Source organism: Streptomyces xylophagus, from assembly GCF_000716435.1.
Lineage (GTDB): Bacteria > Actinomycetota > Actinomycetes > Streptomycetales > Streptomycetaceae > Streptomyces > Streptomyces xylophagus.
In genome coordinates this window covers 249,268-271,288 of record NZ_JNWO01000004.1, presented here as the reverse complement: position 1 = coordinate 271,288, position 22,021 = coordinate 249,268, and the positions used below count along the sequence as shown (strand labels likewise).

The 22,021-nt window shown below is 69.8% G+C and carries 23 protein-coding genes; 7 read left to right on the top strand and 16 right to left on the bottom strand.

The features are described 5' to 3' along the window. Nucleotides 1-42: 42 nt before the first annotated feature. The 3 genes from OO70_RS10715 to OO70_RS10705 form a co-directional block, all read right to left on the bottom strand. On the bottom strand, nt 43-246 hold the full coding sequence (locus OO70_RS10715) for a cold-shock protein (protein WP_019063123.1): 204 nt from the start codon (nt 244-246) through the stop codon (nt 43-45). A 202-nt stretch (nt 247-448) separates the two neighbouring features. Beyond that, nucleotides 449-808 (bottom strand): MerR family transcriptional regulator, encoded by a 360-nt coding sequence (locus OO70_RS10710; protein WP_043667428.1) that lies wholly within the window; start codon nt 806-808, stop codon nt 449-451. Between the two features lie 136 nt (nt 809-944). Next, on the bottom strand, nt 945-1,706 hold the full coding sequence (locus OO70_RS10705; protein ID WP_199827292.1) for a hypothetical protein: 762 nt from the start codon (nt 1,704-1,706) through the stop codon (nt 945-947). A gap of 607 nt (nt 1,707-2,313) precedes the next feature. On the opposite strand from OO70_RS10705, the gene OO70_RS10700 reads away from it, so the two are divergent. Next, entirely contained in the window at nt 2,314-2,730 is a 417-nt protein-coding gene (locus OO70_RS10700) for a DUF5994 family protein (RefSeq protein ID WP_043667426.1), read from the top strand. Nucleotides 2,731-2,741: 11 nt separating this feature from the next. Here OO70_RS10700 and OO70_RS10695 read toward each other — a convergent pair whose 3' ends face one another. Together OO70_RS10695 and OO70_RS10690 are read right to left on the bottom strand one after the other, a co-directional pair. Further along, nucleotides 2,742-3,542 (bottom strand): TIGR03943 family putative permease subunit, encoded by an 801-nt coding sequence (locus OO70_RS10695; RefSeq protein ID WP_043667423.1) that lies wholly within the window; start codon nt 3,540-3,542, stop codon nt 2,742-2,744. Beyond that, nucleotides 3,539-4,648: a permease gene (locus OO70_RS10690; protein WP_043667422.1), complete on the bottom strand. Its 1,110-nt coding sequence runs from the start codon at nt 4,646-4,648 to the stop codon at nt 3,539-3,541. Before OO70_RS10690 ends, OO70_RS10695 begins: the two co-directional genes overlap by 4 nt. Nucleotides 4,649-4,828: 180 nt before the next feature. On the opposite strand from OO70_RS10690, the gene OO70_RS10685 reads away from it, so the two are divergent. Beyond that, entirely contained in the window at nt 4,829-6,721 is a 1,893-nt protein-coding gene (locus tag OO70_RS10685) for an NAD-binding protein (RefSeq protein ID WP_199827291.1), read from the top strand. A 69-nt stretch (nt 6,722-6,790) separates the two neighbouring features. Here the strand turns inward: OO70_RS10685 and OO70_RS10680 are convergent, their stop codons facing one another. After that, nucleotides 6,791-8,590 (bottom strand): S9 family peptidase, encoded by a 1,800-nt coding sequence (locus tag OO70_RS10680; RefSeq protein ID WP_043667417.1) that lies wholly within the window; start codon nt 8,588-8,590, stop codon nt 6,791-6,793. A gap of 159 nt (nt 8,591-8,749) precedes the next feature. Here OO70_RS10680 and OO70_RS10675 point away from each other — a divergent pair, with 159 nt between their 5' ends. Beyond that, complete coding sequence (locus tag OO70_RS10675) at nt 8,750-9,547, top strand: SURF1 family protein (protein WP_043667799.1); 798 nt, start codon at nt 8,750-8,752, stop codon at nt 9,545-9,547. A 69-nt stretch (nt 9,548-9,616) separates the two neighbouring features. On the opposite strand, the gene OO70_RS10670 is transcribed toward OO70_RS10675, so the two are convergent. The 4 genes from OO70_RS10670 to OO70_RS10655 all read right to left on the bottom strand — a co-directional run bounded on the left by OO70_RS10670 (nt 9,617) and on the right by OO70_RS10655 (nt 14,275). Beyond that, a complete protein-coding gene (locus tag OO70_RS10670; RefSeq protein ID WP_043667415.1) occupies nt 9,617-10,843 on the bottom strand; it encodes a hypothetical protein in 1,227 nt (408 codons plus the stop codon). Then, complete coding sequence (locus OO70_RS10665; RefSeq protein ID WP_043667413.1) at nt 10,840-11,415, bottom strand: SigE family RNA polymerase sigma factor; 576 nt, start codon at nt 11,413-11,415, stop codon at nt 10,840-10,842. The genes OO70_RS10670 and OO70_RS10665 overlap by 4 nt, the downstream gene beginning before the upstream one ends. A gap of 521 nt (nt 11,416-11,936) precedes the next feature. Next, complete coding sequence (locus OO70_RS10660) at nt 11,937-13,004, bottom strand: aspartate-semialdehyde dehydrogenase (RefSeq protein ID WP_043667411.1); 1,068 nt, start codon at nt 13,002-13,004, stop codon at nt 11,937-11,939. Further along, a complete protein-coding gene (locus tag OO70_RS10655; protein WP_043667409.1) occupies nt 13,004-14,275 on the bottom strand; it encodes an aspartate kinase in 1,272 nt (423 codons plus the stop codon). Before OO70_RS10655 ends, OO70_RS10660 begins: the two co-directional genes overlap by 1 nt. Nucleotides 14,276-14,471: 196 nt before the next feature. Between OO70_RS10655 and OO70_RS10650 the strand changes: the two genes are divergently transcribed. Then, nucleotides 14,472-15,158: a response regulator transcription factor gene (locus tag OO70_RS10650; RefSeq protein ID WP_043667408.1), complete on the top strand. Its 687-nt coding sequence runs from the start codon at nt 14,472-14,474 to the stop codon at nt 15,156-15,158. After that, complete coding sequence (locus tag OO70_RS10645) at nt 15,155-16,444, top strand: HAMP domain-containing sensor histidine kinase (RefSeq protein ID WP_043667407.1); 1,290 nt, start codon at nt 15,155-15,157, stop codon at nt 16,442-16,444. Before OO70_RS10650 ends, OO70_RS10645 begins: the two co-directional genes overlap by 4 nt. Here OO70_RS10645 and OO70_RS10640 read toward each other — a convergent pair. Together OO70_RS10640 and OO70_RS10635 are read right to left on the bottom strand one after the other, a co-directional pair. Then, entirely contained in the window at nt 16,410-16,910 is a 501-nt protein-coding gene (locus OO70_RS10640; RefSeq protein WP_043667406.1) for an SgcJ/EcaC family oxidoreductase, read from the bottom strand. The genes OO70_RS10645 and OO70_RS10640 overlap by 35 nt on opposite strands. Before the next feature lie 105 nt (nt 16,911-17,015). After that, nucleotides 17,016-17,207, bottom strand: a complete 192-nt coding sequence (locus tag OO70_RS10635; protein WP_043667796.1) for a hypothetical protein — start codon at nt 17,205-17,207, stop codon at nt 17,016-17,018. Nucleotides 17,208-17,354: 147 nt separating this feature from the next. Here OO70_RS10635 and OO70_RS10630 point away from each other — a divergent pair, with 147 nt between their 5' ends. Both OO70_RS10630 and OO70_RS52250 read left to right on the top strand, forming a co-directional pair. Further along, a complete protein-coding gene (locus tag OO70_RS10630; RefSeq protein WP_106971652.1) occupies nt 17,355-18,074 on the top strand; it encodes a sulfite exporter TauE/SafE family protein in 720 nt (239 codons plus the stop codon). Nucleotides 18,075-18,241: 167 nt separating this feature from the next. Then, nucleotides 18,242-18,811: a hypothetical protein gene (locus OO70_RS52250; protein ID WP_078651338.1), complete on the top strand. Its 570-nt coding sequence runs from the start codon at nt 18,242-18,244 to the stop codon at nt 18,809-18,811. On the opposite strand, the gene OO70_RS10615 is transcribed toward OO70_RS52250, so the two are convergent. From OO70_RS10615 to OO70_RS10600, 4 genes are all read right to left on the bottom strand, one after another. Next, nucleotides 18,812-19,900: an acyltransferase family protein gene (locus OO70_RS10615; RefSeq protein ID WP_234336815.1), complete on the bottom strand. Its 1,089-nt coding sequence runs from the start codon at nt 19,898-19,900 to the stop codon at nt 18,812-18,814. 240 nt (nt 19,901-20,140) lie between these two features. Next, nucleotides 20,141-20,803 carry a DUF5063 domain-containing protein gene (locus tag OO70_RS10610; RefSeq protein WP_043667402.1) on the bottom strand — a complete coding sequence of 221 codons (663 nt, stop codon included), beginning with the start codon at nt 20,801-20,803 and terminating at the stop codon, nt 20,141-20,143. After that, a complete protein-coding gene (gene recR, locus OO70_RS10605; RefSeq protein WP_019070339.1) occupies nt 20,796-21,395 on the bottom strand; it encodes a recombination mediator RecR in 600 nt (199 codons plus the stop codon). The genes OO70_RS10610 and recR overlap by 8 nt, the downstream gene beginning before the upstream one ends. A 69-nt stretch (nt 21,396-21,464) precedes the next feature. Continuing rightward, nucleotides 21,465-21,809: a YbaB/EbfC family nucleoid-associated protein gene (locus tag OO70_RS10600; protein WP_026178802.1), complete on the bottom strand. Its 345-nt coding sequence runs from the start codon at nt 21,807-21,809 to the stop codon at nt 21,465-21,467. Nucleotides 21,810-22,021 lie beyond the last annotated feature (212 nt).

Genomic DNA, 22,021 nt, shown 5'->3' with positions numbered 1-22,021 from the left:
CCGCACCCAAGGTGCGGGCCCCTGTTTCGCAGCTTCGCGTGCTTAGGCGGGAACGATGTTCTCCGCCTGCGGGCCCTTCTGGCCCTGCGTGATGTCGAAGGTCACCTTCTGACCTTCCTGCAGCTCGCGGAAGCCCTGGGTGGCGATGTTCGAGTAGTGGGCGAAGACGTCAGCGCCGCCGCCGTCCTGCTCGATGAAGCCGAAGCCCTTTTCCGCGTTGAACCACTTCACGGTACCGGTGGCCATGTCTTAACTCCTAGGCAGTGCACGAGATCCGCACTTTACGAATCTCCTCCATCGCCGTGATGATCACCTGCCCGGAGAACCGGTTCAAAATTGGCAACCACAACTGCAACTGAAGTCAGCCTAGCACGGAACCCATTTACGCGGCGGTGGAATTGCGCGGGAAAAGCCCCGCCCGAAACAGTGAATTTCTGTTTCGGTGACATCAGATTTTTGATCCATGAGATGGCCCGTGCGATGGCCCATGGGACGAGTGGCGCAGCTCCTCGTTGAGGCGCAGCGCCTCGTCCAGCCGGTCCTCCAGGCTGATGATGCGGCAGGCGGCCTCGATGGGGGTCCCCTGGTCGACCAGCTCGCGGGCGCGGGAGGCCGTACGCAGCTGACGGCGCGAGTAGCGGCGGTGACCGCCGTCCGACCGCTTCGGGTTGATCAGCCCGGCCTCACCCAGTGACCGGAGGAAACCGGGGGTGGAGGCGATCAGCTCGGCGGCCCGGCCCATGGTGTAGGCCGGGTAGTCGTCGTCGTCGAGCCGGTCGGCCGCGGGCTGCTGGCTTTCCGAGGGCATGTACACCTTTCCTGCGGACCGCCGGAGGTCGGACGGCCCGCCGCAGGGGAGCTTGTTACCCCGTACGGGAACTCTAGTCCCCCCTGGGGAATCTCTGTCGCGGCGAGCACAGATGTCCTGACGCGGGTTGACGCGGTCAGCACTCCAGAACGAGCACGGTGCAGGGGTCGGACGGCCGCGGATCAAGGTCTTCCGGGCCGGTTGAGGAGCCCCGTTCGGGGGCTCGTCCGGGGGTCCGTACGTGGCTTGATGCGAAGCCCTGTACGTCCTGTACGAGGTTCTGTACGACGTCCTGCCAGCCCCAGGCCCGGTAGGCGGTCAGTGTCTCGGTGTCGGTGCGGGGCACCAGGGCGATGCCGAGGGCCGGCGCGTGATCGGCGAGCAGCCGGCGCTGCAGGCGCCGGGCGAGGTTCCAGTCCCGGTCCTGGTAGTGGGTGCGCACGCGGGGCGGGACGACGATCCCGGAGACCGCGAAGAGCCCGCCCCCGACGGCGAGGTCGCGCAGGTGCCCGGGCAGTTGTGCGTCGCACCCCTGCCACCAGGGATCGGTGCCGCGTACCGGGAAGCCGTAGGCGCAGGCGGTCAGGGTCGTGTTCTCGGCGATCAGCAGCGCGAAGCCCGGCCGCCGGACGTCACCGGCCAGCCGCCGCAGGAACGCCGCGCGGGACCGGTTCCCCGTGCGGGCGCCGCTGCCGCCGGTCTCCTCGTACAGATCGCCCAGTTCCTGGAACCGGTCCTCGATCTGCCGCCGGCTGAGCGGCCGGACCCGGTCACCCTCCCAGGGCGACGGCCCACGCTCGCGCCCGGACGACCACGCCTGCTCCCAGCGCGCCCCCTCGGCACCGCCGCGCCCGACGAGCTCCGCGGTCACCGGCCGACCGGGCACATTCACGCTCATGAGCTGAGCCCTGCCCCGGGCGCGGACACATCCACCCCGGCGTCGTCCTTCGCCGGGAACGGCACCGGCGCGATCCGGCACACGAGAGATTCCCGGTCTCTTCACGGTACGCCCGCGGGGGTGGAGGGGGCGGGCGGTGATGGGGGTGGGGGCTGAGGGGTCCGGGCTCCCCCGAGAGCGAGTCGCTCCGGCTGCTCACCAGCGAGTCGCAGGCGCACCGCACCCACACCGACGAACCGGGCTGACAGGCACCGCCGTCGCCCCGTGGACCCCGTTCGCCCGGCCCTTGATCACCGGTGCGGGAGTACGGTAAGGACCTACCGGGAGTTCTCCGCACCTCGGCTCTCCGCCGACGTCGTTCCCAGTGCACCACGGCACCGGACCGCAGTACGACGGCCGGGGACAGGGATCGCGACATGAACGCGCCCACCGACAGCCGTAGTTGGTCCGCCCCGGAGCACACCGACCGGCCCCTGCCCGGACTCCTCGTGCCGCGCCCCGCGCCGTTCGACTGAGCCAGGTAAGTCCCAGGTCCCGCACGGTCCTTCCGAGCTCCGGTCCCCAGCCCCCGGCCCCTCGCTCCCGCCCACACTCCTCTGGAGACGTCATGACCATCGCCCCGCCGTCCACGTCACCCCCGTCGCCCCCGTCCCCCGTCGATCTCCTGCTACGACTGCGCCTCGCACCCCACAGTCCGGTGCCGCGCCGCCTCGACGGGGCGTGGTGGCCGCGCTCCTACGACGTGCTGACCGAGGTTCCGGAACTGCTCGCCGGGCTCCCCCGGACCTGGGGTCACATCGTCAGCGTCACCGTGAACGGCACGATCTGGTCCGCCGCCCCCGGCCGGATGCTCGTGCACAACCAGGTCGTACGACTGCACCGGACCACCGCCGTGCACGCCCCGAACACCGTCACCCTGCTCACTCCCGGCCGCGGCCGCTGGGACCTCCTGGTCGTACCGCCGGGCCTGGCAGAGGAGGCAGCCGAGTCGATGATGGCCGCCGCCGTGGCCAACCTCGGCTGAGACCGAGCGGGTTACTGGTTCCAGCTCTCGTCGTACGGGTCCTTCGGCGTCGGGACCGGTTTGGCCAGGGCGACCTGGAAGTAGGGGATCGGGCCGTTGTTGATGGGGTCCTTGGTCTGCTTGGCGCTGTACGTGCCGGTGACCTCCAGCCAGGTGTCCGGCTGAAGTACCGGCGGGATCTTGCCCGTTAGAGCGATCTTGACCGGCTGGGCGTCGGCGGCACAGCAGTTGAGGGCCATGCGGACGAGGAACGGGGCACCGGACTTGTCCAGCGCTATGAAGCCGGTGACCTTGAGCTGGCGGGTTCCGAGGGAACGCCCGTGGTCGTAGACCGCCCGGCTCGCGTAGTCGACCAGGCCGATGGTGAGCGGGTTGCTGTCGGGCAGCTTCGAGAGGCCGTAGGGCTTCATGAGGGCCGTGCCCGTGCGGACCGCGCTGTAGGAACCGAGGGCCGGCGGGGCGACCAGGATCAGGGCGAAGAGGGGGAGGACCAGGAGCCAGGCGATACGGGGTTCGCGGTGCACGTGACCCTCGTGGGCATCACCCTCGTGACCGTCGCCCTCGGCGTGGGCCTCCGACTTGGCCTCGGTGTGAGCCTCCCCGTGAGCCTCCGCGTGGGCCTTCGTCACCTTCGCCCGCCGCCACTCGTACCACGCCGTCGCCAGCGCCGCGACGATCAGTACCGCGCCGGAGAGCAGCAGCAACGGCTGGAGTCCGGCCTTGACGTAGCGCAGGTAAAGGTTGGTGAAGCCCGCGTGCAGCATGGCCGCGCCGACGAGGAACAGGACCGCCGCCTGTGCCTGCCGGTTCACAGGAGCACCGCCCCGGTGACGACCGCGCCCGCGATGGCGAGGACGAAGGTCGTGGGCGCGAAGCGCAGCGCGAAGCCGCGGCCGAACGTGCCCGCCTGCATGGCGAACAGCTTCAGGTCGATCATCGGACCCACCACCAGGAACGCGAGTTTTGCCGTGAGGGAGAACTGAGTGAGCGACGCGGCCACGAACGCGTCCGCCTCCGAGCAGATCGACAGCAGGACGGCCAGGATCGAGAGGGCGAGGATCGCCACCACCGGGTTGTCGGCCGCCGTACGCAGCCAGCTCGCCGGTGCCACCGCCTTGAGCGTGGCCGCGGACATCGCGCCGAGCACCAGGAAGCCGCCCGCCTGCATCACGTCGTGGCGCACCGAGCCCCAGAACGCGGCACCCTTGGTCTCGCCCTCGTGCGGTTCGTGGGCGGGCAGGCGCAGCCAGTCGGTGCGGCCGACCCGCTGCCACAGCCAGCCCATCACACAGGCCACGAGCAGGCTGCCCACGAACCGGGCGAGGACCATCTCGGGGTTGCGCGGGAACGCCACGGCCGTCGCGGTCAGCACGATCGGGTTGATCGCCGGGGCGGAGAGCAGGAACGCGATCGCCGCCGCCGGTGTCACACCCCGGCGCACCAGCGCTCCGGCCACCGGCACGGACGCGCACTCGCAGCCCGGCAGGATCGCGCCCGCCATTCCGGCCACCGGGACGGCCAGTACAGGGTTGTCGGGGAGCGCGCGGGCGAAGAACGTCGGCGGTACGAACACCGCGATCGCCGCCGACAGCAGCACGCCCAGCACCAGGAACGGCAGCGCCTGCACGACCACGGCCACGAACACCGTCATCCAGCTCTGCATCACCGGCGCGGACAGCGCCTGCCGGATCGGGCTCTGCACCAGCACCACCACGAGCAGCACCATGGTCAGCACGAGCGGCGAGTTGAGCTGCCAGCCTTCCTTGGGCTCCTTGGGCTCCTTGGGCTCCTTCGGCTCCTTCGGCTCTTTCGAGGGCGCGGGCGCCTCCGGCTTCGCCGGTGCGGGTGGCTGCTGGGGCGTTTCCGCGATCGGCGGAGTCTCCGTGGTCGGCGCGGCTGGTTCGGTGGTGATGGCCACGGGTGAAGTACCTCCGGCAGGCGCATGGTTTCGCGAGTTTTGCTCCCTGTCGATGCATACGGCAGTCGGAGCAAGGGTGTTCAGCGGAATACTGGAACCACCCGCCTCCTTGGGGCAGTCTTTTCCCTCGTGGCGAGCAGCGTTCCGCATCAGAGTCCTCCGGGCAGTGCCCGTGCGCACATGGTGGTGTGCGGCGACGACGCGCTCGCGCACCGTCTCGCCGCCGAACTGCGCAGTGTCTACGGCGAGCAGATCACCCTCGTCGTACCGCTCTCCGAAACCACCCGCCCACCCGTGGTCGGCCGCGCGCGTGCCGCCTCGGTGGCCCTGCGCGACCGGGTCAACGCGGCGGTGGCCCGAGCCAACGGCACCGCCAACGGCGCACCCGTCGCCGCCGAACCCCCGCGCGGGGAGCGGGTGTTGGAGGTCGCCGAGCTGACCGAGGCGGTGTTCGCGGAGGCGGGCGTGGAGCGGGCGGCGGCACTGGCCCTCGTCTATGACGACGACGAGACGAACATCCGCGCCGCCCTCACCGCGCGCCGCCTCAACCCCCGTATCCGGCTCGTGCTCCGCCTCTACAACCGTCGTCTCGGCCAGCACATCGAGGAACTCCTCGACCAGGCAGCCGCGTTGGCGACCGGCGAGGAGGGCGGGACCGGCACCGGGTTCGACGCCTCCACCACCGTCCTGTCCGACGCCGACACGGCCGCGCCCGCGCTGGCCGCCACCGCTCTCGCCGGTACCAGCAAGGTCGTCCAGACCGACGGGCTGCTGCTGCGCGCGGTGGAACGGCCGCCGCCGGGACCCGGGCAGGTCGCCGACCCGGGGCTGGCCACGCTCGCCCTGCTCTCGGCGACCAGCAGCGACCCGGCCGGCGCGGACGGCTCCGAGGGCATGGGCGAACAGGGCCCGCGCCTGCTGCCCGACGCGGCGGCCGTCGCCTCGGCCACCGGGCGCGGCACCGTCGTCCTGGAACAGGTGTCGTACGCCGGGCCGCAGTTGCCGGGTGGGCGTGGGGGCGGTGTCGTGCCCGCCTTCTCCTCGCTCTTCTCCCGGCGGCTGCGCTGGTCGCTGGCGGGCATGGTGGCATGCGTGATCGCGCTCGCCATCGCGCTGTGGGTGGTGACCAAGGTCCATCCCGTGACCGCCTTCTATCTGACGCTGCTCGATCTCTTCGCGATCGACGACCCCGCGATCGGGGCGCCCCTGGGCCGGCAGATCCTTCAACTCCTCTCCGGTCTCGTCGGGTTGCTGCTCATGCCGGTGCTGCTGGCCGCGGTCCTCGAGGCCCTCGGCACGTTCCGTACGGCGTCCGGGCTGCGCAAGCCGCCGCGCGGACTCGGCGGTCATGTCGTCCTGCTCGGGCTCGGCAAGATCGGCACCCGGGTGCTGACCCGGCTGCGCGAACTCCACATCCCCGTGGTGTGCGTCGAGGCCGACCCCGAGGCACGCGGCCTCGCGGTCGCACGCCGGCTGCGGGTGCCAGTGATCCTCGGTGACGTCACCCAGGAAGGCGTCCTGGAATCCGCCAAGATCCACCGCGCCCACGCCCTCCTCGCGGTCACCAGCTCCGACACCACGAACCTCGAAGCGGTCCTGTACGCACGGTCCGTACGGCCTGATCTACGGGTCGTACTGCGCCTGTACGACGACGACTTCGCCACCGCCGTGTACCGGACGCTGCGCGCCGCCCACCCGCACGCCCTCACCCGGAGCCGCAGCGTCTCCCATCTGGCCGCGCCCGCGTTCGCCGGGGCGATGATGGGGCGGCAGATCCTGGGCGCGATCCCAGTCGAGCGGCGGGTGCTGTTGTTCGCGGCGATGACCGTGGGCGGGCATCCCCAACTGGAGGGCAAGACCATCGCCGAGGCGTTCCGCGCCGGGTCGTGGCGGGTCCTCGCGCTGGACACGGCGACGCGGGATGCCTCCGAGGACGTACGGCGGTCGGGGTTGGTGTGGGACCTACCCGACACGTATGTCCTGCGGGACTCGGACCGGGTTGTGCTTGCTGCCACTCGACGGGGGTTGGCGGAGTTGTTGGGGCGGCGACCTCGGGATCGTGCCGGGACGTAGGGAGCGGGGACTTCGCATCCCCGCTCCGCACGCCACTCCCGAGAAGAACAAACCCTGAGGAAACCCTGCCTACTTCCCCAAGTGCCGCTCCGCGAAGTCCAGTTCCAGCTTCACCTGCTTGATCCGCTCGTCCACCACCAACGACCCGTGCCCCGCGTCGTACCGGTACACCTCGTGCACGGCCCCCCTGCTCTCCAGCCGCTTCACATAGTTGTCGATCTGGCGGATCGGGCAGCGGGGGTCGTTGACGCCGGCCGAGATGTAGACCGGGGCCTTGACCTCGTCGACGTAGGTCAGCGGGGAGGACGCCTCGAAGCGGTCCGGGACTTCTTCCGGGGTGCCGCCCAGCAGCGTGCGGTCCATGGCCTTCAGGGCTTCCATCTCGTCGTGGTACGCCGTGACGTAGTCGGCGACCGGCACCGCGGCGATGCCCAGTGTCCACGCGTCGGGCTGGGTGCCGATGCCGAGGAGGGTGAGGTAGCCGCCCCAGGAGCCGCCGGTGAGGATCAGGCGGGCGGGGTCGGCGAGGCCCGAGGTGATCGCCCACTCCCTCACCGCCGCGATGTCCTCCAGCTCGATGAGACCGACCCGGACCTTCAACGCGTCGGTCCACGCGCGCCCGTAGCCGGTGGAGCCGCGGTAGTTGACCCGGATCACCGCGTATCCGTGGTCGACCCAGGCCGCCGGACCGGCCGCGAAGGAGTCGCTGTCGTGCCAGGTCGGGCCGCCGTGGATGTCGAAGACCGTGGGGAGGGGGCCCGTCGCGCCGGCCGGCTTCTGGACCAGAGCGTGGATGCGGCCTCCCGGGCCCTCCACCCACACGTCCTCCACCGGTACCGATCCCGGTGACTTCAGGCCGGGCGGGTCCAGGACGACCTCGCCCGTGGTCGAGCGCACGGCGGACGGTTCGGCGGCCGACGACCACAGGTATTCGACGCTGCCGTCGGGGCGGGCCGTCGCGCCCGAGACCGAACCGGGCGGCGTCCGCACCTTCTCCAGGTCGCCCGACGCGAGGTCGTAGCGGAACACCTCGCTGCGGGCCTCGAAGCTGTGCGCGATGAGGAGGGCCGAGCCGTCCGGGTACCACTCGGCGCTCACGTCGCCGGGCAGGTCCAGGGCCAGGTCGGTCTCGCCGCCCTTGACGACGTCCCACACCAGGGGCTCCCAACGGCCGCGCCGCTGATGGCCGATGAGCAGGCGGGTGTCGCCCTCGACGGGTGCGAAGCCCAGCACCTCAAGGCCCAGTTCCTCGGTGCCGCCCTTGGTGTCGTCCAGGTCGGCGACCGCCGTGCCGTCCGGGCGCAGGACGCGCAGCGCCGAGTGCATCGCGTCGCCGTGCTCCGTGTGCTCGATCGCGATCAGCGAACCGTCGTGCGAGAGGTCGCCGACACCCGCCGACTCGCGGTGCCGGTAGAGCAGCGTGGTCTCCTCGCCGGTGCGGGCGAGGTGGATCGTCGTACCGTCCTCGTCCGTCGAGCGGCCGACCACGGCGGTTCTGCCGTCCCGGGCCAGGGCGACCCCGGCCGGGTAGGACGGTTCGAGGCCGGGGACCGCCGGTTCGTCCGGTCCTCCCTTGAAGGGCTGGCGGCGCCAGACGCCGAACTCGTCGCCGTCCTTGTCGTCGAACCACCAGATCCACTCCCCGTCCGGGGAGAGCACACCGTCCGTCGTGCCGTTCGGCCGGTCCGTGACCTGGCGTTGCTCGCCCGTCGCCCGGTCCCAGGCGTACAGCTCATACGTCCCTGTCGCGTTCGACACGAACAGGGAACGGTCGGGTGCGTCCTCCGCCCAGTCGGGCAGGGACACTCGGGGCGCCCGGAAGCGCTTCTCCCAGTCCGGTGTGTACTCGGACCCGTTGCTCTCAGTCATGGCCCCATACTGCCCGCCCACACAGACATTGCACTGGTCGGATCCTCAGCCTGTGGATAACTTCGACCAAGACCCGGCCGGAGCATTGCCGACGCCGGGTGAACCTTCGGGCGGACCCCCGGGCCGAGAGCCTTACGGGAGCCCCGTACCGTGGGAGTCGTGTACCGGTTTCTGCTGACATCGCGCTGGTGGGGCATCAACGTCTTCGTACTGCTCGCCATCCCCTTCTGCGTCTTCATGGGGTCGTGGCAGCTGAGCCGGTTCCAGGCGCGCGTGGACAGCAGCCACCAGGCCACCAAGCAGGTCGAGACCGACCGCACGGAAGCCGCGCGCCCCCTCGCCTCACTGCTGCCGGTCGACCAGAGCACCTCGGGCCGACAGACCACGGCGACCGGCCGGTACGGCAAGCAACTCCTCGTCCCCGACCGCCAGTTGGACGGGAAGAACGGCTACTACGTCCTGACCCTGCTGCGCACCGACGGCGGCAAGGCCCTGCCCGTCGTCCGCGGCTGGCTGCCCGGAAAGCCCGACGCCGCGAAGGCACCGGCCGCGCCGACCGGCGAGGTCACCGTCACCGGCTCGCTCCAGGCGTCCGAGACCCCGGGCGACAACGGCGTCAGCGCCCAGGGCGGGCTGCCGTCCGGCCAGACCGCCGCGATCAGCGCGGCCTCGCTGGTGAACCTCGTGCCCTACCAGCTGTACGACGCGTGGATCACGCTCGACAAGGGCGACTCCGGGATGACGGCCGTACCGGCGACCGCGCCCGCGAACACCGGTCTCGACCTGAAGGCGTTCCAGAACCTCGGCTACACCGGCGAGTGGTTCGTCTTCGCGGGCTTCGTCGTCTTCATGTGGTTCCGGCTGCTGCGCCGCGAGGTGGAGTTCGCGCGCGACGCGGAACTGGGCCTGGTGTCCGAGGAGGACACGGAGGAAGCGGTACGCGTCACCGTGGTCTGACACCGGTGCCGGTCCCCCGTGACCGACGACGAACGACCGACAACGACCCTCTGACGGCGAACGACCGGCTTACGATCCCGCCAGCACACCCGTCCGGTAGACCGTCCCCGCGCACGCGTTGGACACCGTCGCCGAGACCGTCGGCGAGCCCCCCTCCGCCGTGTGGGAGACCACGACACTGCCGTCGAGCGTGCCGTCCTCGAGCAGCTGGGTGGACGTGCCGGTGTCGCCGGTCGTGGACCCGGTGCTGGTGCTGGTGTCCTCGCTGGGCGACGGGCTGGCCGTCGTACCGCCGGTGCTCGTGCCGCCGGTGCTCGTGCTGCTGGTGGGGCAGGTCTCGGAGGGCACCCAGGCGAACTTGATCCGGTAGGCGGAGCCCGGCAGCAGCACGAGCTGGGAGGCCTCCGTCGACGGGTCGGGCAGCCCCGACGCCACATCCCCGGAGCTGTGCTGCGCCACGCTGATCTTGGTGGAGTCGGCGGCCCCCTGCGCGGCGGTCCCCACGGTGCCGGGGCCGCCGACGGTACAGCTCGTGCTGGACGTGTTGGTGACGGTGAACGTGCCGTAGACGATACCGGCCGAGTCGGGGGCGTCCACCGTCGAGTTGGACGCGCCGAACTGCTCGGCCGTGCAGAGGGGCGCGGCCGTCCCGGTGCTGGCCGAGGGGTTGGCGCTGACTGTGCCCGCGCCGGGGGTCTTGCCCGAGCCGTCGTTCTTGTGGCCGCCCGGGTTCTGCGAGGCCTGGCCCGAGGAGCCGCCGGAGGTGCTGGAGCCGCCGTCCGGGTTCTTGCCCGAGCTGGTGCCGCCCTGGGCCTGTGAGCTGTTGCCCATGATGGACGGGTCCGCGTTCGAGCCGGTGGAGTTCGAGACGTGGACGAGGGCCGGGATGGCGGTGCCGAAGAAGAGGGCGGCGGCGGCCATGCCGACGACGGCCTGGCGCTTGCGGGCCCGGCGGGCCGGTACCGCCTTGCGCAGGTGGTCGAGTGTGCCGTCGCGCGGCTCGACCTCCTGGACGGCCTGGTGGAGCAGCCGGCGCAGGGCCAGCTCGTCCGGGTCGAACCCTTCGGGGTTGTCCCCGTCGGGGGTACGCCCCTCGGGTGCCTGCCCCTCCGCGTTCTCGGGGTGCTGCCCGTCGAGGCTCGGCCCGGTGGGGCTCGGTTCGTCGGGGCCGTGGTTCACAGTTCCGTTCCCAGCGTGCGATTCGTTCGGCTGTTCCTTGCGGGCCCAGGTCGGCCCGCGCCGGACCTCCGGCTCGTGCCGTTCACCCGAGCCGTGCCCCTCGACGTTGTCGCTCATGCCGACGCCTCCATCGCGATGCGGAGGGCGGCGATACCGCGCGAGCCGTACGCCTTCACCGAGCCCAGCGATATGCCGAGCGACTCGGCGACCTGCGCCTCGGTCATGTCCGCGAAGTAGCGCAGGACCAGGACCTCGCGCTGGCGGCGCTGCAGACCCTTCATCGCCTTGATGAGGGAGTCGCGCTCCAGCAGGTCGTAGGCGCCCTCCTCCGCGCTGGCCATGTCCGGCATCGGCTTCGAGAGGAGCTTGAGGCCGAGGATGCGGCGGCGCAGGGCCGAGCGGGAGAGGTTGACGACGGTCTGGCGCAGATACGCCAGGGTCTTCTCGGGGTCACGGACACGTTTGCGCGCCGAGTGGACCCGGATGAACGCCTCCTGGACGACGTCCTCGCAGGAGGCCGTGTCGTCGAGGAGGAGCGCCGCGAGTCCGAGCAGCGAGCGGTAGTGCGCCCGATAGGTCTCGGTGAGGTGGTCGACCGTCGTTCCGGCCGCGACGGCGTCGTCGACACCGTCGCGCTGGTTCGGGATGCGGGCGGGCCGCGCTGCGGGCATCGGCGCGATCACCGGCATGCCGCCGGGCGCACGGGATCCACGCGGAGGCCGTAGGGCCGTGCCGCGTGCCGCAGTGAAGTCGAGTACCTGAGCCACGCCAGTTGGACACGCTTCCCCCCTTGGGGGTTGTACGCGTCGGCCGTCACATTTACGTCAGACGAAACAGACAGTCCACCCACCTGTCTGCTGTCACCGCCCACCCGTCCGGTGTCATCACCCACCCGTCTGGTGTCAGGCAGCACAACCGGCAGTGCGTCGAACACCCTCATGCCTACCCGCTCTTCCCCTGTGTCACGAATGTCCGGGGCGTCCCCACGCCCCTCACCGCATCCCCACGCCCACCTGAAGGGCGTTCGCAAAGACGCTCCCCGCTCGCCGCGCGGTTGCGGGAAGCGGGGAGTGAAATCTTCGGATGCGGAGGTGGCCGGATTCAAGTGATCCCAACCATTAATCCGGCCACATCGCGCACAGTGATCCTACAAACCTGGGCGCCACTGGCCAGCGGATTTACGGCCGGGCAGGATACGTGCGGCCTGCACTCACGCCAGCTCCCGCGCCACCAGCTCGGCGATCTGCGCGGTATTGAGGGCCGCTCCCTTGCGCAGATTGTCGCCGCAGACGAAGAGTTCGAGCGCGGTCGGATCGTCCAGCGCCCGGCGCAGCCGCCCCACCCAGGTCGGGTCGGTGCCCACCACGTCGGCGGGCGTCGGGAACTCTCCGGCGGCAGGATTGTCGAACAGGACGACCCCCGGGGCCGTGGCGAGGATCTCGCGCGCCCCGTCGACGGTGACCTCGCCCTGGAAGCGGGCGTGGACGGTGAGGGAGTGCGTGGTGATCACCGGGACGCGGACGCAGGTCACGGCGACCGGCAGCGCGGGCAGCCCGAGGATCTTGCGGGACTCGTCCCGCACCTTCATCTCCTCCGAGGACCAGCCGTCCTCGCGCAGGGACCCGGCCCACGGTACGACGTTCAGGGCGACCGGCTCCGGGAACGGCCCGGTGTTGTCCCCGACGGCCCGCCGTACGTCACCGGGCTTGGTGCCCAGGTCCGTGCCGGCCACGAGGGCGAGCTGCTGGCGCAGGGTGTCGACCCCGGCCCGGCCCGCCCCGCTCACCGCCTGGTACGACGACACCACCAGCTCGCGCAGCCCGAACTCGGCGTGCAGCGCGCCGACGGCGACGATCATCGACAGGGTCGTGCAGTTCGGGTTGGCGATGATCCCGCGCGGACGCCAGCGCACCTTGTGCGGGTTGACCTCGGGGACCACCAGGGGCACCTCGGGGTCCATCCGGAAGGCGCCCGAGTTGTCGACGACCACCACGCCCTTGGCGGCGGCGATCGGCGCCCACTGGGCGGAGACCTCGTCGGGGACGTCGAACATGGCGACGTCGACCCCGTCGAAGGCCTCCTCCGAAAGGGCCACCACCTCGACCTGCTCCCCGCGCAGGGCCAGCTTGCGGCCGGCCGAGCGCGGAGAGGCGATCAGACGGATCTCGCCCCAGATGTCCGCATGCTGGGACAGGATCTGGAGCATGACCGTGCCGACGGCTCCGGTCGCCCCCACCACGGCGAGCGTCGGACGCACGGTCGCTCCGGTCGTGGCCATCAGCGGCCGGTGCCTCCGTAGACGACGGCTTCGTCGCTGTCGGAGTCCAGGCCGAACGCCGTGTGCACGGCGCGGACGGCCTCGTTGACGTCGTCGGCGCGGGTGACCACCGAGATGCGGATCTCGGAGGTCGAGATCAGCTCGATGTTGACGCCCGCGTCGGACAGCGCGGTGAAGAAGTCGGCGGTGACGCCCGGGTTCGTCTTCATCCCGGCGCCCACCAGCGAGATCTTCCCGATCTGGTCGTCGTAGCGCAGCGACTCGAAGCCGATGCCGCCCTTGTTCTTCTCCAGGGCGTCGATGGCCTTGCGGCCCTCCGCCTTGGGGAGGGTGAAGGAGATGTCCGTGAGACCCGTCGAGGCCGCCGACACGTTCTGCACGATCATGTCGATGTTGACCTGGGCGTCGGAGATCGTCCGGAAGATCACCGCGGCCTCGCCCGGCTTGTCGGGCACACCGACGACCGTGATCTTGGCCTCGGAGGTGTCGTGCGCGACACCGGAGATGATGGCCTGCTCCACCTTCTGGTCCCCAATCGGCTCACTGCTGACCCACGTGCCCTGAAGTCCGCTGAAGCTGGACCGCACATGGATCGGGATGTTGTATCGGCGGGCGTACTCCACACAGCGGTGGAGCAGCACCTTGGAGCCGGAGGCGGCGAGCTCCAGCATGTCCTCGAAGGCGATCCAGTCGATCTTCCGCGCCTTCGGCACCACACGCGGGTCGGCGGTGAACACCCCGTCGACGTCGGTGTAGATCTCGCACACCTCGGCGTCGAGCGCGGCGGCCAGCGCCACGGCGGTGGTGTCACTGCCACCCCGCCCCAGCGTCGTGATGTCCTTCTTGTCCTGGCTCACACCCTGGAACCCGGCGACGATGGCGATGTTGCCCTCGTCCAACGCCGTACGGATCCGACCCGGCGTGACGTCGATGATCCGCGCTTTGTTGTGGACAGAGTCGGTGATGACGCCTGCCTGGCTGCCGGTGAACGACTGGGCCTCGTGGCCCAGGTTTTTGATCGCCATGGCCAGCAGTGCCATGGAGATCCGCTCTCCGGCGGTCAGCAGCATGTCGAACTCACGCCCGGCGGGCATCGGAGATACCTGCTCGGCGAGATCGATCAACTCGTCCGTCGTGTCGCCCATCGCGGAAACGACGACGACCACTTGATGGCCGTTCTTCTTCGCTTCGACGATTCGCTTGGCGACGCGCTTGATGCCCTCGGCATCGGCTACGGAGGAGCCTCCGTACTTCTGCACGACAAGGCCCACGTGCGCTCCTCGCTCAGTCCTGGTGTGTCGGCTCAGTTTAACGAGCACCCGAAATTCGCTTCCGCGGTATCGCATCGTGAGATTCGGAAGCTTCGGACGCCCAGGTCAGCGCATGCCCACTTACGGGGTGCGGGAAAAGTGCCGAGCGTCACAAGTCACGCCTGTGAATTAAGTTTCAAGCATTAAGGTGCGCGGTGTGCGCGTACTCCTGGTGGAAGACGATGAACCCGTGGCCGAGTCGCTACGACGCGGCCTGCTGCGCTACGGCTTCGAGGTCGACTGGGTCACCACGGGCGGCGCGGCGCTGAGCCACAAGGACCCCTACGACGTCGTCCTCCTCGACCTCGGCCTGCCCGACACCGACGGCCTCGACGTGTGCAAGGCGCTGCGCGCCCGCGGCGACGTGCCGATCATCGTGATCAGCGCGCGCAGCGACGAGACGGACCGGGTGGTCGGCCTGGAGCTGGGCGCGGACGACTACGTCTCAAAACCGTTCGGGGTACGGGAGGTCATCGCCCGCATAAGGGCGGTGATGCGCCGCGCACAGCCTCGCGGGGTCTCGGAAGCGGCCGGCCCCGACGCCTACGGCACCCGCCTCACCATCGACCGCAAGGCCGCCCGCGTCCGCCTCGACGGCGAGGAGGTCCCGCTCGCTCCGAAGGAGTACGACCTGCTGTCGTTCCTCACCGAGGAGCCGGGCGCGCTGATGTCGCGCGAGCAGATCATGGAAGCGGTCTGGGACGCGAACTGGTTCGGCCCGACGAAGACGCTCGACGTCCATGTGGCGGCGCTGCGGCGGAAGTTGGCGGGCGCGATCACGATCGAGGCGGTACGGGGAGTCGGTTTCCGCCTGGAGATCACGGACGGCGCGTCTCCCTCATGATCCGGCAACTGATCGTCAGCTACGTCCTGCTCGTGGCCGTGGCGCTGACGGCGTTCACCGTGCCCGTCGCCTTCACGCTGACCGCCCAACTCCGGGGCGACACCGAGCAGTCCGTGCAGCGCGAGGCCAGGACGATGGCCCTGCTGCTGAGCGGCGACGCCGCCTCGCGGGCCGCGCTGGACCGCATGGTGGTGGCGTACGCGCAGGAGACCCCCGGCACCGCCGAGGTACTGCCCGCCGCGCAGGCGAAGACCGCGACGCACTGGGGCGACGGGGCCCTGGAGGTGACGGAGCCGGCGAAACGCGACGGCCGCACCGTCGGCGCCGTACGCATCTCGTACCCGACCTCCGACCTGACCCGGCGCCTGGTGCAGATCTGGGGTTTCCGCGCGATCCTCGCCCTCGCGGTCCTGGCGGTGGCGGCCGGCCTGGGCGCGCTCGTGGCCCGGCGCCTGACCCGTCCGCTGCGCCAACTCAACGACATGGCGAGCAAGTTCAGCGACGGCGATCTCACGGCCCGCTCCCCCGTGACCGGCCCGCACGAGACGCAGACACTCGCCCGCACGCTGAACCAGGGCGCCGAACGCCTCGACACCCTGATCGCCTCGCAGCGCATCTTCGTCGCCGACGCCTCCCACCAACTCCGCACCCCGCTCACGGCGTTGAGGCTCTCGCTGGACAACATCGCGGACGGCACGGACGACGAGTTCGTGCGCGAGGACGTGGAACAGGCGACGGCCGAGGTGGTCCGGATGAGCCGCCTCGTCAACGGCCTGCTGGTGCTGGCGCGGGCCGAGGCGAAGGTGACGGCGGCGGAACCGCTGGCGCTGAAGGAGATCGTGGCCGAGCGCCTGTCGGTGTGGAGACCGGCCGCCGACGAGCGCGGAGTCCACATCGCGCTCAGGGGGAGTGTTGTCGACGGCCGGCCGCTCGTGCTGGCCAGTCCCGGTCATCTCGAACAGGTCCTGGACAACGTGCTGTCGAACGCCCTGGAGGTGTCACCGGACGGCGCGACGATCACCGTGCGGTCGGAATCACGGGGCGACGAGGTCGAGTTGACGGTGGCGGACGAGGGGCCCGGCATGTCCGACGCGGAGAAGTCCCGCGCCTTCGACCGCTTCTGGCGCGGTCAGGGCCTCACCGGGCGCTCCGGTTCGGGCCTGGGCCTCGCCGTCGTACGCCAGTTGGTGACGGACGACGGCGGAACGGTGACCCTGCGGGACGCGCCCGGAAGCGGGCTGTCGGTGGTCATCACCCTTCGGGCATCACCGAGGAGTGGTGGTTGACGATCAGCCACTTGCCGTCGCGCTTCTCGTACTCGTAGGTGTAACGGGCCTCCACCACACGCTTCTTGCCGGTCTTCGGGTCGGTGAGCGTGATGTCGTAGGCACCCGCGTCGATGGCCGAGTTGCTGTCGAGGACGTTGATGTACGTCTCGACCTTCTTCGCGACCGGCTTGTTCGGCAGGAAGTGCTCGAAGTAGTCGACGATCTCGGCACGGTCGGTGCGGATCTCGTTGGACACGGTGGGCAGCAGCACGGCGTCCGGCGCGTACCGGTTCGCGACCTTCTTCGGGTCACCGGTCTGCAGCGCTGCGTTCCAGCCGTCGAAGAGGGCGGCTATCTGCTTCTTGCTGGGCTTGGCGTCCTTCTGGGGCCCGGCGGTCGCGGCGACGGTGCCGAGGGTGCCGAGGGCCAGGACGGTGGTGACGGTGACGACGGCTGCACGCTTGCTCATGGACCGGCGGGTCATCTCAACTCCAGTTGTACTGGTGCTCTTTGGGATGACTCAAGACTCGCTTTTCGCTGGTTAGGGCCCGTGCAGCGGACGTACAGGGGTCGGCAAGGACGGCTCCAATTAACGCGCTGTGGCCGCCTGACCACGGTCCCGGACGAGACTGACCCCGGCTCCCAGCGACACGACACCCATCCCCACGGCGGTCATCACGCCCTGCGTTCCGTCGACCACGAAGGGTGCGACCGCGGCGACGGCCAGGTTGAACAGGAAGAGGAACCAGAGGACGGGCTTGGAGGAGAGGAAGTTCTTCATGACGGGCACCTTCGGGATCGGGGCCGGTGGCTCGTTCACCGGCTGACGAGTTCAACGATCCCGTTTCCGCAGGTCCGCGACGAGGGAGCACGGTCCCGAAGCGAGGGTGTAGCGGACTACACCATGGCCACTGAATGATGTCGGCCCATGACCACCGACCTGCTGCTCGGCGGAATCGTCCTGCTGGGCTCCTCCGTCCAGTGGCTCACGGGCATGGGCTTCGCCCTGGTCGCCGTACCGGCCCTCGTGCTGCTGCTGGGCCCGACGGAGGGCGTCGTCCTCGCCAACTGCGCCGCCGGTGCGATCAGCGTCGTGGGCCTGGCAGGCGGCTGGCGGCAGGTACGGGCACGCGCGATGGTGCCCCTGTGCGCGGCGGCGGTCTGCACAGTACCGGCGGGGGCGTGGATGACCCGCCAACTCCCCCCACCCGTCCTCCTGTTGGTCATGGGCGGCTTGGTGACGGTCGCCGTCCTGCTGGTGATGCGCGGCGCCCGCGTCCCGGCCCTGCGCGGCACGAGGGGCGCGGTGGCGGCGGGAGCGGCGGGCGGTTTCATGAACGCGGCGGCGGGGGTCGGCGGCCCGCCCATCTCCCTCTACGCGGTCAACGCGGGTTGGACGGTACGGGAGTTCGTGCCCAACGCGCAGTTCTACGGCGTCGTCGTCAACGCGTTCTCGATCGCGGCGAACGGGGTGCCGTCGTTGAGCGGGGCGCGATGGGTCGCGGTCGTCGCCGCGATGGGTGTGGGCGGGGTGATCGGGCGGGGGCTCGCGGGGCGGATACCCGAACGGCGGGCCCGGGTGCTGGTGTTGTCGCTGGCGTTGGCCGGTGGGGTGACGGCGGTGGGGAAAGGGGTGTGGGGGCTGTGATCCCAACTCCCGTGGATGTTCGTGCGAGTTGCCGGAGTGCCGAGGTGGAGCGGGTACGACGATGGTCAAGACTGCGTCATGGGACACCGGCGGCTGAGAGGGCGGGAGTCTGCCGCCGTACTAGCAGGAGCAAGCAGCTGCGACTCCCGACGAAGGGCGATTTCTTGATGCCGCGACGCATCGTCCCGAACCTGGTCCTAGGGCTCGCTTCCGCGTTCCTGCTGGGGGCATGCGGCTCCTCGACCGGCACGAGCGCCACGAGCGCGGCCCCGCCGGCGCCGACCTCGTCGGCTCCCGCGCCTTCCGCGCCTTCCGCGTCGGCCGCTGCAGACACCGGCAGCTCCGGGACGGGACAGTCCGCCACGACCACATCCGTGACGGCCAGGGCGGTGAACGGCATGGGCATCGTGGTCACCGACGACAAGGGTCTCGTCCTCTACCGCTACGACAAGGACGAGCCGAATCCCTCGAAGTGGACGTGCTCCGGTGCGTGCACGAAGACGTGGATACCTGTCATCGTCCCGGAATCCGTGCAGACTTCGGGAGTTGAGCAGAGCCTCCTCGGTACGGTCCACCGGAACGGCGAGACGCAGCTGACCCTTGCCGGCTGGCCGCTCTATCGGTACGTCGGCGACACAGAGGCCGGACAGGCGAACGGCCAGGGGAAGGACAAGGAGTGGTACGCCGTCACTCCCGCCGGACAGAAATCCACCGCGACGGCCGCACCCACCACCTGATCACACGGTGATGTCGGTTCCCCGCGCCATCAAAGACTTCCAGGACCTGTGCTTTTTGAACGGCAGCTCAAAGATCTTGGAAAACAGCCAGGCCCCGCACAGCGAAACCGGAAGACCCAGGGCGAGCGTGAACGCGAATGCGGGCAGCCCGGGTGACACAAAGTGCGGGGCTATTCGGCGAATGACCACCAGGACGATCGGCAGATGAATCAGGTAGAGGCTGTAGGAGAAATTGCCGAGGCCCCGAACAGGGCCCGTGGTCAACAGCCGTACGAGGAAGGCGGGTTTACCCGTGGCGACCGCGGCCAGCACCATCGTCATGGCCGGCGCGATGGCGAGATCTACCCAGAAATAGTGGTTCACCGTCCAGACGGAGCCCTGGACAACACCGAGAACCAGGACGGGCAGGGCGGCGAGGACGGCGAGCCAGCCCCAGGGCAGCCGCCGGACCCGGTCCGACGCACTGATGACCCCTGCGCCTATCACACCGGCGGCGAACACCGGGGCGAGATGCGGGGCGAGCCAGTTGTCGCCCTCCACGGGTGACGCACCGGCCGCCATCAGCCCAAGAGCGACCACCGGAAGCGTCACGCACAGGGCCAGTACCGCGGCACCCCACCGTCGGCGGACAAACAGAAAAAGGGGAAAGAGCAGATAGAGCTCGGACTCCACCCCGATCGACCAGAACGCACCGTTCGGTGTCGGAGCGGTAATCATGTCCTGGGTGACGAGGCCATAGACCAGTACCGTCATGCCGGTCGGTGGCCCGAAATGCGAAGCAGGCACCAAGAACCATGAAATGAGCAGGCTCAGGATAAGCGCCGCCCAATACGGGGGCAGGATGCGCCAAGCGCGCCGCCGCAGGAACTGGCCGACACCGCCCGACCGCCAACCGTGCCGCGCCGGGGAGATCGCCAGGGAGAACCCGGACAGCACCAGAAAGAAGACGACGGCAAGACGCCCGAACATCAAGCCGTCCAGCCATGGAGGCGCCGAACTGTTCGGGTAACCAGGGAAGGTGTACAACCAGCAGTGGAACAGGACTACATAGAGCGCCGCCAGGCCGCGCAGACCGTCCAGGCCCAGCACTTGCCGACGGACAGGCGCTCCGCTTTCCGTCCCCTCGCGGCCGGGCGGAGTGGCCAGGTCGAGAGCACTGCCGGCCGGACGGCTCGCATCCACTGAAATTGTCCGGCCCCCCTCTGGTCACCGATATACCGCGCACCGGCGACACGTCCTGACGGCCCGATACGGCCCGCAGCAACTGGTACGTCGCAGCGGGCCGAGCCGTTCAACAGGCAGGCCGACCTGACCGGGCCGACGACCGGCCTACTTCACCGGCCTGATCCCCAGCGGCCCCGCGATCTCCTCCACCATCACCTTGCCGGCCTCGAACTCGAGGGTCTCGTCGCCCATGACGCTCTGGTCCGTGTCCAGGCCGTCGAGTTCGGCGAGGGGCTGGTTCAGCCGCACATGCGCGACCACCGACTGGAGGGCGCGCAGGGTGGCGGACGCCGTGGAGCCCCAGTTGGAGAAGTAGGAGAACTGCCACCACCACAGGGCCTCCGTGGTGCGGCCCGCGCGGTAGTGGGCCATGCCGTGGCGGAGGTCGGTGATGAGGTCGGCGAGGTCGTCGGAGATGCGCGCCGGTACCGGGGCCTTGCGCGGCTCGTAGGGGTCGAAGACCTCCGAGTACACGTCGATCGGCTCCAGCATCACCGCGAAGCGCTCGCGGAGCTCGTCCACGTCCGGCTCCGGGCCCAGGTCGGGCTCGTAGCGCTCGTCCGGGACGATGTCCTCGTGCGCGCCCAAACGGCCGCCCGCCAGGAGGAGTTGGGACACCTCCAGGAGGAGGAAGGGGACCGCCGAGTCGGGGTCCTCGCCCTTCGCTACCTCCGACACGGCCACCAGGAAGCTCTCGACCTGGTCCGCGATCTGGACCGCGAAGTCGTCCGGGTCCTGTGCGGTGGCATGCAGCGTGGCGTCAGACATCTAGGAGTCGTCTCCCCTCGAAGGCGCGGCCGAGGGTCACCTCGTCCGCGTATTCCAGGTCGCCGCCCACCGGGAGGCCGCTGGCCAGGCGGGTGACCTTGAGGCCCATGGGCTTGATCATGCGGGCGAGGTACGTGGCCGTGGCCTCGCCTTCCAGATTCGGGTCCGTGGCAAGGATCAGTTCCGTGACCGTACCGTCGGCCAACCGCGCGAGAAGTTCTCGTATACGCAGGTCGTCGGGTCCGACACCTTCGATCGGGCTGATCGCGCCGCCCAGGACGTGGTACTTGCCCCGGAACTCGCGGGTGCGCTCGACGGCCACGACGTCCTTCGGCTCCTCGACCACGCAGATGACCGAGAGGTCGCGGCGCGGGTCGCGGCAGATACCGCACAGCTCTTCCTGCGCAACATTTCCGCAGGTCGCGCAGAAGCGGACCTTCGCCTTGACCTCCATCAGGCACTGCGCGAGCCGGCGGACGTCCGTCGGCTCCGCCTGCAGGATGTGGAAGGCGATCCGCTGCGCGCTCTTGGGACCGACGCCGGGGAGTCGCCCCAGCTCGTCGATGAGGTCCTGGACCACGCCTTCGTACAACGGACTGCCTGCCCTTCCTCGGAGTAAGTGCGGGAGGTACGTACGTACCGTAGTTGGCCGCGGGCCGTCTTAGAAAGGCAGACCGGGGATACCGCTGCCGCCGCCCAGTCCCTGGGCCAGCGGGCCGAGCTTCTGCTGCTGGAGGGTCTGCGCGTTCTCGTTGGCCGCCTGGACGGCCGCGACGATCAGATCCGCGAGCGTCTCGGTGTCGTCCGGGTCGACCGCCTTCGGGTCGATCTTCAGCGCGCGCAGCTCGCCGGCGCCGGTGACGGTGGCCTTCACCAGGCCGCCGCCCGCCTGTCCGTCGACCTCGGTCCGCGCCAGCTCCTCCTGCGCGTTCGCCAGGTCCTGCTGCATCTTCTGGGCCTGCTGGAGCAGCTGCTGCATATTGGGCTGGCCACCACCGGGAATCACGATCAGCTCCTGGTTTCGTACGGGCTGTCAGTCATGGATACGGCTTCGTCGATACGGCTGTATGGGCGCGGTTTCCCCCGCTCGGCACGAGCCTACGTGGTCCGGGCAGTCATCGCTTCAGCACTCTTTCGAGTGAGTCGTCACCGTGTCCTATACCTGATCAAGACCCACTTCCGGGCGGAAAAGTGGTGAATCCTGCTTCTTCGCCACCC